The following is a 13,282-nucleotide window of genomic DNA, read 5'->3' as shown; positions in this document are numbered from 1 at the left end:
CCTAGAGCTTCACGAAACGCTGGATCTTCCGCGCCAGCCAGCCACTGAACACCAGTGGCGCATCCAACGCCGACACGCAGATGCACGGTACGCCCGGCGCCGTCACCGGCTGATGCTCCACGTCCTCATCCAGATCCGCCACGTCGCCCGGTGCAAACAGCCCCAGCGCATCGTTGTAGGAACCGCGCAGGATCTGGGTCAGCTCGCTGCGGCCATGGCTGTGCATGGGCAGGCATTTGCCCGGTGCGATCTTCAGCATGATCAGCGACGGCATCTGCTCGGCACGGATGCAGTGCACGCCCGGCGCCATCCAGCGCCAGCGCAACCCACTGAGTGAAGCGCCAAAGTAAGGGTGCAACGAAGCAGGCAGATGGTCCGGATTGGCCTCGGGCCGCTCCTTCGGTACCGGGCGCGTAATTTCCGCCCTGGCGATCGGCGATTCCGAGGCCAGCTGCATCAGCATGGCCTCGCGCAACTGCTCACGCCGCAGATCGGCGGTGGACGGTTGTGTCTGTTCCAGCAGAGCAGCGCCGATCGCCTCAGCCTCGCGCAGGCGCTGCCGACAATGCGGGCACTGCTCCAGATGGGCGCCGGCCACGATGCTCAACGGCGCCGGCAGCGCGCCGGCGGCATAGCTCATCAAGGTGGATTCGTGCAGGTGGTGATGCGGATTCACAGCGCACCTCCCACTTTGGCCTGCAGTTGCAGGAACGCACGGCGCAGGTGTGACTTGACCGTCCCCAGTGGCATGCCCAGCGCCTCGGCAATCTCGCTGTGGCTCTTCGCTTCGAAATAGGACATCCGCACCAGCCTCGCCTGCACGGCGGGCAGCTCATTGATCTTCTGCCGCAACCGCGCCTGGTCGGCGAACTGCTCGGCGCTGCTGCGCTCAACCACATCCATCGTTGCCGCATCTTCCACCGCGGCCTGCACCTGCATCCAGCTGCGTTCGCGCCGTATGCGATCGATATGCAGATTGCGGGCGATGCGATAAAGCCACGTACTCAAGGCCCCCTGCCCGGGGTCGAAATCGGCGGCCCGCAGCCATAGCCGCAGCAGGCTCTCCTGCGCCAGCTCCTCGGCCACCGCCTCAGGCACGCCCAGGCCACGCAGGTACACGCACAGCCGCGGCATGAAGTAGTCGTAGATCCGCATGAAACAGTCGCGGTCACGAAGCCGCGCCACGCCATCCATGTCACCGGCCCAGTTCGTCGGCTCGCTGCTCGGCTGCTGGGCGCTGGACACAATGCGTACGCTATCGAAGTTGAGGAGAGTGCTGGCGGCGTCAGGGTACATCGGCGTTCGCGGCGGGCGGGTGAAGGTCTGTCCTCTGTACGCGCGGGGGCAGCAATTGGATGCAGGCAGCGCAACGCATCCAACCGCCCATCTCCGCCGTATGACCTGAGCCCTCCCCTTCCGGATGAACGCCATGCGCATTGCCTGGCTGTTGCTGTGCCTGCCCCACGCCGCGCTGGCGGCGCCCTGGCTGCGAAACGAGGGGGTAGCGACCTCCAGCCAGGGCGCCGTCCTTTACCATGAGGTGCACTGGCGGCGCGAGGCAGCGGAGGGCGCCGAGCGATGGGTGTTGTACCAATGCCCGGACGGCCAGCCATTCGCCCGCAAGCATCTGCCGGCAAGCACCCGGCCACAGGCACGGGGCTACTCGCTCGAGGACCGTCGCAGCGGCCAGATGGCCGAGGTGGAGGCCGCAGGCGATTCGGTGTCGATCTCCTGGCGGGAAGATGACACAAGCCCGCTGCGGCAGGGCCAGCTTGCGTTGCCGACGGATGCGGTGATCGATGCGGGATTCGACGCGGCGGTGCGCCTGCACTGGACGGCGCTGCTGCGGGGCGAGCGCATCACGTTGCCGTTCCTGGTGCCTGCGCGCCAGCGCTACTTCCCGGTGCAGGTGCGGCGCACCGGCCCTGTTCGCTGGCAGGGCATCGACGCCCAGGCCATCGAGGTCAGTCTTGACACCTGGTACGGCGGCATCGCGCCGCGCCTGGCCCTGGTCTACGCCACTGCCGACCGCCGCCTGCTGGAGTTCCGCGGCACCAGCAATCTGCGCGACGCCCGCGGCAGCTACCCGCAGGTAGCCGTGCGCTTCCGCTCGCCACCTGCCGAGCGACCGGCAGGCGACTGGCAACAGGCATGGGCGCAACCCTAGGCCGAGCGTTGCGTCGTGACGCCCAGGTGAAGTGGAAATTTACTGCGTCGTGGCGCATCCATTGCGCATCCTGCTGCGTAAAGGAAGACACGACACCCGCCGAGATCCGCCATGGCCTCTGTAGCGCCCCTTCCCCGTCGACGCTGGCGCCTGCTGCGCACGCTGCAGCGCTGGTTCGATACCGGCAACGCCGCAGAGGCCCCCGGCGAGCGGCCGGGGCGCATCGACTGGTTGCGCGCCGTGCCCTTCGCGCTGATGCATCTGGCCTGCTTCACGGTGATCTGGGTGGGCATCTCGTGGACGGCGGTAATCGTGGCCGCAGCACTCTATGCGGTGCGCATGTTCGCCATCACCGCGTTCTATCACCGCTACTTCTCCCATCGCACCTTCCAGGCATCGCGTCCGGTGCAGTTCGTGTTCGCGGTGATCGGCGCGTCCAGCGTGCAGCGCGGGCCGTTGTGGTGGGCCGCCCATCATCGCCACCACCATCGGCACGCCGACCAGCCGCTGGACCCGCATTCCCCGCGCGAAGGTGGTTTCTGGCGCAGCCACATGGGCTGGTTCCTGACCCGCGAGGGGTTTACCACCGACCTGTCGCGGGTACCGGACCTGGCGCGCTTCCCGGAGCTGCGCTGGCTGGACCGCTTCGATACGGCCGTGCCGGTACTGCTGGCTGCGGCACTGTATGCACTGGGTGCTTGGTTGGAGCGCTGGGCGCCGGGCCTGCACACCTCCGGGCCACAGTTGCTGGTGTGGGGCTTCTTCATCTCCACCATCGTGCTGTTCCATGCCACGGTCACCATCAATTCGCTGGCCCATCGCTTCGGCCGCCGCCGCTTCGAGACCCGCGATGACAGCCGCAACAACCTCTGGCTCGCCCTGCTGACCTTCGGCGAAGGCTGGCACAACAACCACCACTTCTTCCCGGGCACCGTTCGCCAAGGCTTCCGCTGGTGGGAAGTGGACCTGACCTGGTATGGGCTGCGCGCGATGGCGGCGCTTGGGCTGGTGAAAGGGCTCAAGCCGATTCCCGAATGGGTGCTGGCCAAGGCGAGGTACTGACATGCGCATCGCGATCATCGGTTCCGGCATTGCAGGACTGGCCAGCGCCTGGTGGCTGGATGACCAGCACGACGTCACGCTGTTCGAAGCCAACGACTACCTGGGCGGCCATACCCACACCCACGACGTGCAGGTGGACGGCGCGCGCATGGCGGTGGATACCGGCTTCATCGTCTTCAACCCCCTGCACTACCCGCTGCTGACGGCGCTGTTCGATGAGCTGGGCGTGGCCTCGCAGCCGACGACGATGAGCTTCTCGATGCACAGCGAGCGCAGTGGCGTGGAGTACAACGCCACCTCGCTGGATGGCCTGTTCTGCCAGCGCCGCAACCTGGTGTCGCCGCGGTTCTGGGGCATGCTGGCTGACCTGCGCCGCTTCTATCGGGATGCACCATTGTTGCTGGCCGAATCCGAAGGCCCAACGCTCGGCGAGTACCTGCACAGCCAGCGCTATGGCGAGGCGTTCATTGAAGAGCACCTGCTGCCGATGGCGTCGGCGTTGTGGTCGTCTCCTGCGGCCACGGTGCGAGAGTTTCCGGCCCGCTACCTGGCGCAGTTCATGGCCAACCACCAGATGCTGCAGATGACCGGTCGCCCGGACTGGCGCGTAGTGACGGGCGGCTCGGCGCGCTATGTGGATGCACTGCGCCGCCGCTGGCGGGTGCATGAGCGGCTGCAATGCCCGGTCACGGCCGTCGAGCGCATGCCATGGGGCGTGCGCGTGCACAGCGCCGCTGGCGTGGAGGACTTCGACGAGGTGATCCTGGCGTGCCACAGCGACCAGGCGCTGGCCCTGCTGATCGATGCCGATGCCCCCGAGCGCGACATCCTCGGCGCAATCCGCTACCAATCCAACGAGGCCGTGCTGCATACCGATGCCTCGCTGCTGCCGCGCAACCGCAAGGCCTGGGCAGCATGGAACGCGCACGTACCAGAAGACCCCATCGCCCCCTGCACGGTGAGCTATTGCATGAACCTGCTGCAGGGCCTGCCCGGCAACACGCCGCTGGTGGTCACGCTCAACCGCAGCGAGGCGATCGACCCGGGCAAGGTGCTGCGCACCCTGCATTATGCGCATCCGGTCCACGATCACGCTGCTGTACGCGCACAACAGCGCTGGGCGGAGCTGCAGGGCCACCGCCGCACCTGGTTCGCAGGTGCCTATTGGGGCTGGGGCTTCCACGAGGACGGTATCCGCAGCGCCCGTCGCGTGGTCGATGCCCTGCGCACCTGCGAACCGCACCGCGTCATGGCGACTCCCGGCGAGGTGGCCGCATGAGCGCCAGTGCGCTCTACTTCGGGCAGGTGATGCACCGCCGGCATCATCCGCATCCGCATGCGTTCCGCTACCCCATCGCGCAGCTGTTGCTCGATCTGGACGAGCTGGACACGGTGTTCGCCGGCCGCTGGCTGTGGTCGGTCAATCGCCGCAACCTGGCCGAGTTCCGCCGTAGCGACTACTTCGGGGATCCCGCCCGGCCATTGGCCGATGCGGTGCGCGACCACGCGGCAACCGTGCTCGGCTACCGGCCGACCGGCCCGGTACGCCTGCTTACCCATCTCCGCTTCGCCGGGCACGCATTCAACCCGGTCAGCTTCTACTACTGCTACCGCGCCGATGGCAGCACGCTGGACTGCATCGTCGCCGAGATCACCAACACGCCCTGGAAGGAACGGCACGCCTACGTGCTGCCAATCGCAACGGCCACGCACGAAGGCACCTCGCTGCGCTGGCGGTTCGACAAGTGCTTCCATGTCTCGCCCTTCATGCCGATGGATTGCCATTACGACTGGCGGTTCAACTGCCCTGATGAGGATCTGCGCGTGCACATGCAGGTCTGGCGCGACGGTGTGCGCCAGTTTGATGCCACCCAGGTCATGCAGCGCCACACCCTGGATGGCCGTGGGCTGGCCCGGGTGCTGGCCTGCTATCCACTGATGACCACCCAGGTGGTGGCCGCCATCCACTGGCACGCGTTGCGGCTGTGGCTGAAGCGCAACCCCGTGCACGACCACCCCACCCTTGCCGAGAAACCGCGATGAACTCGATGACTCCTTCGGTCGCGCTGCCGCGCCCCGGCGCCTTGGATGCCTTCCTGCGCCGCCGCCTGCTGGCCCAGCTGGCCCCGATGCGCGACGGCCGCCTGTGCGTGCGCGACGCACTGGGCGAAGTCTGGTTGGGTGATGCCCGCGGCGAACTGCATGTCACCGTCACCATCGAAGACCCGGCGTTCTATCGCAAGGTCGCGGCACAAGGCAGCGTCGGTGCAGGTGAAAGCTACATCCAGGGCGAGTGGCACTGCGATGACCTGGTCGCCCTGATACGACTGCTGGTGCGCAATCGCGACCTGCTCGACAGCATGGAACACGGCCCGGCCCGCGTGGGTGGCTGGCTGCTGCGCGGCTGGAACCGCCTGCGCCGCAACAGTCGTGAGGGCAGCCGCCGCAACATCGCCGCGCACTACGATCTCGGCAACGACTTCTTCACCCTGTTCCTGTCGCCGGACCTGATGTACTCCTCGGCCCTGTTCGCCAAGGAGAGCGAGTCGCTGGAGTCCGCCTCGCAGCGCAAGCTGGACCGCATCTGCCAGCAGCTGCAACTCAAGCCGGGCGACCGCGTGGTGGAGATCGGTACCGGTTGGGGTGGTTTTGCGCTGCACGCGGCGCAGCACTACGGCTGCCATGTCACCACAACCACCATCTCCGCGGAACAGCATGCATTGGCCGCCGAACGTGTGCGGGCAGCTGGCCTGCAGGATCAGGTCACGTTGCTGATGCAGGACTACCGCGACCTGCAGGGTCAGTTCGACAAGCTGGTGTCGATCGAGATGATCGAAGCCATCGGCGCGGAGTACCTGGACACCTACATGGCCACGCTGCAGCGCCTGCTCAAGCCCGATGGCATTGCCCTGCTGCAGGCCATCACCATCGAGGACCACCGCTACGAGCAGGCCCGGCGCAGCGTCGACTACATCAAGCGCTATGTGTTCCCGGGCAGCTTCATTCCGTCGATCAACGCGATCATGGCCGCCAAGACCCGCTCCAGCGACCTGCAGCTGATCGCCCAGCAGGACTTCGGCCACTCCTACGCACTGACCCTGCGCGCCTGGCGCCAACGGTTTCTCGCCAGGTTGCCCGACGTGCAGGCGCAGGGCTTCGATACGCGCTTCTGCCGGATGTGGGAGTTCTACCTGGCCTATTGCGAGGGCGGCTTCCTGGAGCGTTCGATCGGCGTTTCACATCTGCTGCTGGCGCGCCCGGGGCATCGTCCGAGTGCCTCGCCGGACCAGGGCAGCTGAGATGCGCCGGTTCTGGGCCAATCTGCTTGGCAACCAGCTGGTCTGGCTGTGCGCAGTGGCCGGCGCCGCGCGCGGCTGGCAATGGCCTGCGCTGCTGGCAGCGACGCTTTATATCGGCAGCCAGCTACTGACGTCGCCACAACCCCGGCTGGATCTTCGCCTGATGCTGTTGGCGCTGGCCTGCGCGTGGCTGGTCGACGCCAGTGCCGCGGCCAGCGGCACCGTGCGCTACGCTGCGGCCCCGCTGGGCGTAGCGCCGCCGCCCTGGATAATGGCGTTATGGGCCGCGTTTGCGATGACGCTGACCACTTCGATGCGCTTCCTGCTGCGCCACGCTGCCCTGCCAGCCCTGTTCGGCCTGTTGCTGGCCCCGCTGGCGTATCTCTCCGCAGCGCGCGGTTTCGAGGCGGTCTGTTTCACTGCGCCGCTATGGCAGGGTCTGCTGGTGCTGGGCGTAGGCTGGAGCATCGCGCTTTCGCTGCTGTGCATGGCCGCTCGTCGCGGTTCCCGCACCCTCCCGCCCTCCTTGGCCGGAGCAACGTCATGATCAATCTGCTGTGGGTGCTGCTGTATGCCGTGCTGGTGATGAGCTGGGGCTGGGCCTGGCAGCGCCGCCACCGCAACATCGGCGTGGTCGATGTGCTCTGGGCCAAGGGCGTGGGCGCTTCGGCCCTGTTGCTGGCGCTGCTGGGTGATGGCGCGGTGGTGCCACGGGTTGCACTGGGGCTGCTCGGCGGCCTGTGGGGCAGTCGACTCGCCCTGCACCTGTGGCACCGGGTCCGTCACGAGCAGGAAGACGGCCGCTACCGTTACCTGCGCGAGCATTGGCACGGGCATCAGGGCAGGATCTTCGGCTTCTTCATGGCCCAGGCATTGCTGGTCGTACTGTTCGCGCTGCCCTTCGTTGCAGTGGCTGCCAATTCCCACACCGGCCTGACACCGTGGGTAGTGGCCGCGGCATGCGTCTGGTTGCTGAGCGTCGGCGGCGAGAGCCTGGCTGATCGCCAGCTGGCCCGCTTCCGCGCCAATGCGGCGAACAAGGGACGCACCTGCCGCGACGGGCTCTGGCGCTACTCCCGCCACCCCAACTACTTCTTCGAGTGGCTGCACTGGTTCAGCTACGTCCTGCTCGCGATCGGCTCGCCGCTGTGGTGGCTGGCCTGGGCAGGCCCACTGCTGATGTACGTGTTCCTGCGCTACCTCAGCGGCATTCCATTCACTGAAAAGCAGGCGCTGCGCAGCCGCGGCGACGACTATCGCGCTTACCAGCGCAGCACGCCGATGTTCTTCCCCTGGTTCCCTCGTTCTTCCAAGGAGCATTCCGCATGAACGCGATTCCGTCACTGAACCCGGCCGACGACGCGGAGACCGGGTTGATCGCCTGGGCCGAGCGCGGACTGGTTCCCGATGCGGCCCTGCGTGCCGGCATCCGTCGCCTGTGCGCGCAACGTCTGCACGAGGAAATGCTGAGCGATATCGAAGCACAGTCCGCGCGCTTCAGCCGTCGTATCGCAGAACTCGCCGACAGCCCGCTCGCATTGCATACCGACGCGGCCAACCGCCAGCACTACGAAGTTCCCGCGGCGTTCTTCCAGGCCTGTTTGGGCAGGCGCCTGAAGTACAGCAGCTGCTACTACCCCACCGGGCGCGAAACGCTGGACCAGGCTGAGGAGGCCATGCTGGAACTGTATGGCCAGCGCGCCGAACTGGCCGATGGCCAGCACATCCTGGAGCTTGGCTGCGGCTGGGGTTCGCTGACCCTGTGGATGGCCGAACGCTATCCCACCGCTGCGATCACGGCAGTGTCCAATTCGCACAGCCAGCGCCAGCACATCCTGGCGCAATGCCAGGCCCGGGGGCTGCACAACGTCGAGGTGCTGACCTGCGACGTCAACCAGCTCGAGCTCCCAACCGCGCGCTTTGATCGCTGTGTCTCGGTGGAAATGTTCGAGCATGTACGCAACTACGAACGCCTGCTGGCGCGAATCAGCCAGTGGCTGAAGCCCGACGGCGCGCTGTTCGTGCACATCTTCGCCCATCGCACGCTGATGTACCCGTTCGAGACCGAGGGTGGCGACAACTGGATGGGGCGTCACTTCTTCACCGGCGGGCTGATGCCGGCGGCCGATACGCTGCTGCACTTCCAGCGCGACCTGCGGCTCGATCAACGCTGGCTGCTGGATGGCACCCACTACCAGCGCACCGCCGACCACTGGCTGGCCAACCAGGATGCAGCGCGCGAGCAGGTGATGCCGGTTCTTGTCGCAACCTACGGCCAGGCCGCGGCGAAGATCTGGTGGCAGCGCTGGCGCATGTTCTGGATGGCATGCGCCGAGCTGTTTGGATACGACGACGGCCAGCAGTGGCTGGTCGCCCACTATCTGTTCCGCCCCGGTTGAGGTGTGACATGCGCATGCGCTCGCTGCTTCCCCTGCTGGCATTGAGCCTGTTTGGCTCTGGCTGCAGTTCCAGCGATACCCGTCCCCTGCCCCGCCCTCCATCCGTGGACGTGCCACGCTTCATGGGCGACTGGTATGTGATCGCCCACATCCCATCCTGGCCGGAGCGCGAAGCCTTCGACGCCGTGGAGAGCTACGCATTGAAGCCGGACGGGCGCATCCAGACGACCTTCACCTATCGCAAGGGCAGTTTCGACGCCCCGCAGAAGTCGATGCACCCTGTTGGACGGGTCGAGAAGAACGGCAACGGCGCCATCTGGGGCATGCAGTTCGTCTGGCCGATCCAGGCCGAGTACGTGATTGCCTGGCTGGACGACGACTATGGGCAGACCATTGTCGCCCGCAGCAAGCGCGACTATGTCTGGTACATGGCACGCACGCCGCAGGTATCCGAGAGCGACTACCAGCAGGCCGTGCAACGCATCGCGGCCATGGGCTACGACACCGGCAAGCTGAGGCGTGTGCCGCAGTCGGTGCGCTGACGGCAGCGTATATCGACATTTGGCTGGCGCCGGATGTCGCATTCATCACCGCAGCCGCCTTGGTCATGCCGCACGCGCGCAGCCGCTGTCGGGGCCATGTCTATCATCATCGCCACCGTCCCGGGCAAGCCAGCAATGGTCGCCGACGGCATCGCAGCCTGGCGCCCGAACCACGAACACTCAAGACTCGACCGCGGCGGCCGCTAATGGCTAATGCAGGGCTGCGCGCCGGTCACAATGGCCCGCGAAGGGCGCACTCCGGCCGCAGCCGATTTCACAATGGAAGGAACAGGCAGTTGAAGGAAGAACGACGCAACACGTTGCAGGCCAGGCACCGCGCGATCCTCAGCTTCTGGCACAGGGTTGAGTTCTTCATACCCTACGATCTGCAGGGCCAGGTCCTTGAGTCGAAAGACGCGGATTGGAGCGTACGGCTGCTGTCCAGGGATCAGCTGGAGCGACTGGACCCGCAGGATCTGTGGTCCCCACCCGTGCCGTCCGGGCGCCGGCTGAGTGGATTCGATGTCTACCTCGGCATTTTCGACAAGGTCCAGCTGGCCGACATCACCCAGCGGGTACTGGCCGATACGCCGAGCGATGACGAATCGCTGGAGCAGGACGAACGGGCCGAACTGGAAGGACTGACCTGCGCGGCCAGCCTGCGGGCCAACGCCGACGGCGTGATGCAGCTGGGTGAAATCTCGGTGTCGACCGTTCCGTGGGCACTGGGCACGATCTCCAGGCATGGCTTGCAGGGCCTGGGCTTCGACGCCTTCCAGGCAAGCCTTGAAGCACTCAAGCGCGACGTGGCGACGTTCCGCAGCACCACTGCCACCCCCGCCGCACAGGATGAGGGCCCGATGCCCTGCAGCCCCGACGACCTGCTGCGCCTGCTCGACATCCTGCGCACCTGGTCGGGTCATGACCCGTCCGCGGGCGACGCGTCCGCTCCCCTGCTGGTCATCCGGGCGAAAAGCGTTGAAGACAAGCCGAAGCCGGAACAGGCACCAAAGGCCGCACCCCCGGGGCCCGACAATGCGTCAACGCCGGAAGCGGACGACGCCGAGGACGATGAGGCCCACTCCGAAGAGGACGCGGAGATCAGCATCCTCAACAGCTTCTTCGTCGAGGATATCGCGCGGGCCATCGGCGCACTGGACCAGGGCACTGCCAGTGCCCCGCTGCGCGCCTACCTGAGCCCATTGCCGGAAAGCCGGCGCGAAGACCTGTACACACCGAAAGGGCAGACGCTGATTTCCGAGCGGCTGCGGCCGCGGCACATCAATCGGGGCCACTGGCCCGGTGATCCTGCGCACACGATGAGCCTGATGCAGCAGTTCGCTGTGAACAGCATCTTCGAGCAGGTGCGCGACTCAGGCATTTTCTCGGTCAATGGCCCACCCGGGACCGGCAAGACCACGCTGCTGCGTGAAATCTTCGCTGAAAACATTGTGCGCCGTGCACGTGCATTGTCACAGTGCGCAACGCCCGCCGCTGCGTTTGATGCAACCCGCGAAGTGAACTTCGAAGGTGAGAAGCCGTGCAGGATCTCCCTGCTGAAGACCGACCTGACCGGCTTCGAGATGGTGGTTGCATCGTCGAACAACGCCGCCGTGGAGAACATTTCGCGTGACCTGCCGAAGAGCCGTTCACTGGGCAAGCCCGGAAGTTCGTGTTGGCGTAGTAGCACAGGGGACGTGACCTTCGACTACCTTCGGCCGCTGGCCCGCAACCTGCTCGACTGGAACGGCAGGGGCGCCTATGAACGACCGGCAGCAGACAGCGATGCTTGGGGATTGATCAGCTGCGCATTGGGCAGGAAGGCCAACCGCGAGGCGCTTGTACGGGCGATCAGCGTGGCCGGCCCGAGGAAGGGCGAAACGACCACGCCGAAGGGGTACGACCGAACCCGCCACCAGTCGCTCTGGCAATGGCGCAGCAGCCCGGCAGCCATGAGCTTCCAGGAGGCCCGGCAGGCGTTCGACAAGGCGGACGCGATGGTCAATGGACTGGTCGAAAAGCTTGATCGGCTCGCCTCGCTCAGCCGTGAAGTCAGCGGCAACGATCAGGAGAGCTTCTGCCGGCATACGGCGTCACAGCTTCGCGATGCACAGCGCGCGCATGAGCAAGCCGTACAGGCATTCATTGCACTCGACAGCCAGCGCCGCAGGACCGATGAAGAGCTCGCGCTGCTCAAGGCGCAACGCACCCTGCTGAAGGAAGAGAAGCCAGGCTGGTGGGCCAGCATCTTTGATCGGCAACGTGCGAACAGCCATGCGGCCACAATGGCGCAGAACGCAGATCATCAGCAGCAATGGACCCTGCGCCGCCTCGAACTCGGGCCGCAATGTGATTCAGCGCAACAGCACCTGGACCGCACCGCGAGCACCCTGGCCGAGGCATCGGCCGCCGCGCAGGCACGGGCGCAGCAGTGGGCTGGAATGGCGGAACAGCTGGAACGGCTGAAAGCCGAATTCGGCACCGCGTCCCATCCCGCCACCGCGGCCGAACTGGAGAATCAGGACTGGCAAATCAAGGGAGTCTGGAACAGCGAGCAACTCAACGAGCAGCGCGCCAACCTCTTCGTGGCGGCGCTGCAGCTTCACCAGGCCTGGCTGCACGAGGTCGTGCAGACGGGCGGCGGCTTCGCCCAGAACATCATTGCACTGTGCCACCTGCTGGGCGGCAAGCGGCTGCAGGAGCCACGCGATGCGCTGGCCATCTGGCAGAGCCTGTTCATGATCGTGCCGGTTGTCTCCAGCACCTTCGCTTCCGTCGCACGCCAGTTCCGCCACCTGGGACCGGACTCGATCGGCTGGCTGTTCATCGATGAAGCCGGCCAGGCCGTGCCACAGGCGGCGGTTGGTGCACTGCTGCGCTCCAGGCGCGCGATCGTGGTGGGTGATCCGCTGCAGATCGAGCCGGTGTTCACCGTGCCGGTCAAGCTGTTGCAGGCGCTGGGCCAAACCAGCGCACTGCCCGCAGACATGAACGTCTCGCCCGACAAGACCTCCGTGCAGGTATTGGCCGACGAGGCCAACCCGCTCGGTGCCCGGATGGAGTCCGGCGGTGAGCCGCTCTGGATCGGCAGCCCGCTGCGTGTGCATCGTCGCTGCGTCGAACCGATGTTCTCCATTGCCAACACGATTGCCTACGAGGGGAAGATGATCTTCTCCAACCCGTGGGAGCCCAGCGCAGCACGGCCACCCGCCGACAGCCTGGATATCGGCGGCAGCGCCTGGGTACACGCCCCCGGCCGCACCAGCGACAAGCAGGTCGTGCCGTGCCAGATCGACCTGGTGCGGCAGGCGCTGGCGGTGCTCTATCACAGCACAGGAACGCTTCCCCCGGTCTATATCATCTCGCCCTTCAAGCGCATCAAGAACGCCCTGCTCGCGCGACTGCGGAATCAGGACGCCTGGCTTGGCGCGGATGCCCCGCCCGGCACGCAGGCGCCACGCACCACCGAGCTGCGCACGTGGTGCAGGGAGCGCGTCGGCACCGTGCACACCTTCCAGGGCAAGGAAGAGAGCATTGTCTGGATGGTGCTGGGCTGTGACACGGACACGGTGGGCGCGGCGCATTGGGCCTCCAGCAAGCCCAATCTGCTCAACGTCGCCGTCACCCGTGCCCAGCACCGCTGCTTCCTGATCGGAGACACCGCACTCTGGGGCGGTCTGCGTCACTTCTCCGCCGCCCATGCCGAACAGTTGCCCCGCATCACGCCGGCACAGTTCCTGGATCGCATGTCGATACCCGGCGTGCAGACTCGATAGCTGCCCTCCCCTGCCCTGACGGAGCCGCCCTCCCAGG

The 13,282-nt window shown here is 66.3% G+C and carries 12 protein-coding genes; 10 read left to right on the top strand and 2 right to left on the bottom strand.

The genetic code is table 11. The features are described 5' to 3' along the window. Position 1: 1 nt before the first annotated feature. Together EGM71_RS10250 and EGM71_RS10245 are read right to left on the bottom strand one after the other, a co-directional pair. Positions 2–676, bottom strand: coding sequence for a ChrR family anti-sigma-E factor (locus EGM71_RS10250; RefSeq protein ID WP_188489632.1), 675 nt, complete (start codon positions 674–676; stop codon positions 2–4). After that, the gene (locus tag EGM71_RS10245) at positions 673–1,296 is read right to left on the bottom strand and encodes a sigma-70 family RNA polymerase sigma factor (RefSeq protein WP_188489630.1); all 624 of its coding nucleotides are present in this window, start codon (positions 1,294–1,296) and stop codon (positions 673–675) included. The genes EGM71_RS10250 and EGM71_RS10245 overlap by 4 nt, the downstream gene beginning before the upstream one ends. A 133-nt stretch (positions 1,297–1,429) precedes the next feature. On the opposite strand from EGM71_RS10245, the gene EGM71_RS10240 reads away from it, so the two are divergent. From EGM71_RS10240 to EGM71_RS10195, 10 genes are all read left to right on the top strand, one after another. After that, positions 1,430–2,167 (top strand): hypothetical protein, encoded by a 738-nt coding sequence (locus EGM71_RS10240; protein WP_188489629.1) that lies wholly within the window; start codon positions 1,430–1,432, stop codon positions 2,165–2,167. A 111-nt stretch (positions 2,168–2,278) separates the two neighbouring features. Further along, positions 2,279–3,229: an acyl-CoA desaturase gene (locus EGM71_RS10235; protein ID WP_188489627.1), complete on the top strand. Its 951-nt coding sequence runs from the start codon at positions 2,279–2,281 to the stop codon at positions 3,227–3,229. Position 3,230: 1 nt separating this feature from the next. Continuing rightward, positions 3,231–4,508 (top strand): NAD(P)/FAD-dependent oxidoreductase, encoded by a 1,278-nt coding sequence (locus EGM71_RS10230; RefSeq protein ID WP_188489625.1) that lies wholly within the window; start codon positions 3,231–3,233, stop codon positions 4,506–4,508. Continuing rightward, entirely contained in the window at positions 4,505–5,272 is a 768-nt protein-coding gene (locus tag EGM71_RS10225) for a DUF1365 domain-containing protein (protein ID WP_188489623.1), read from the top strand. Before EGM71_RS10230 ends, EGM71_RS10225 begins: the two co-directional genes overlap by 4 nt. After that, a complete protein-coding gene (locus EGM71_RS10220; RefSeq protein WP_188489621.1) occupies positions 5,269–6,528 on the top strand; it encodes an SAM-dependent methyltransferase in 1,260 nt (419 codons plus the stop codon). Before EGM71_RS10225 ends, EGM71_RS10220 begins: the two co-directional genes overlap by 4 nt. A gap of 1 nt (position 6,529) precedes the next feature. Next, positions 6,530–7,075: a DUF2878 domain-containing protein gene (locus EGM71_RS10215; RefSeq protein ID WP_188489619.1), complete on the top strand. Its 546-nt coding sequence runs from the start codon at positions 6,530–6,532 to the stop codon at positions 7,073–7,075. Further along, a complete protein-coding gene (locus EGM71_RS10210; RefSeq protein ID WP_188489617.1) occupies positions 7,072–7,857 on the top strand; it encodes a DUF1295 domain-containing protein in 786 nt (261 codons plus the stop codon). Before EGM71_RS10215 ends, EGM71_RS10210 begins: the two co-directional genes overlap by 4 nt. Beyond that, positions 7,854–8,927, top strand: coding sequence for an SAM-dependent methyltransferase (locus tag EGM71_RS10205; RefSeq protein ID WP_188489615.1), 1,074 nt, complete (start codon positions 7,854–7,856; stop codon positions 8,925–8,927). Before EGM71_RS10210 ends, EGM71_RS10205 begins: the two co-directional genes overlap by 4 nt. 8 nt (positions 8,928–8,935) lie before the next feature. Further along, positions 8,936–9,469 carry a lipocalin family protein gene (locus EGM71_RS10200; RefSeq protein WP_135967898.1) on the top strand — a complete coding sequence of 178 codons (534 nt, stop codon included), beginning with the start codon at positions 8,936–8,938 and terminating at the stop codon, positions 9,467–9,469. Positions 9,470–9,765: 296 nt separating this feature from the next. Next, on the top strand, positions 9,766–13,245 hold the full coding sequence (locus EGM71_RS10195) for a DEAD/DEAH box helicase (protein WP_188489613.1): 3,480 nt from the start codon (positions 9,766–9,768) through the stop codon (positions 13,243–13,245). Positions 13,246–13,282 lie beyond the last annotated feature (37 nt).

It is taken from the genome of Stenotrophomonas maltophilia (genome assembly GCF_006970445.1).
Taxonomy (GTDB): domain Bacteria; phylum Pseudomonadota; class Gammaproteobacteria; order Xanthomonadales; family Xanthomonadaceae; genus Stenotrophomonas; species Stenotrophomonas maltophilia_AU.
The sequence above is the reverse complement of the archived record's forward strand: the minus strand, read 5'-3'. Positions and strand labels throughout refer to the sequence as shown.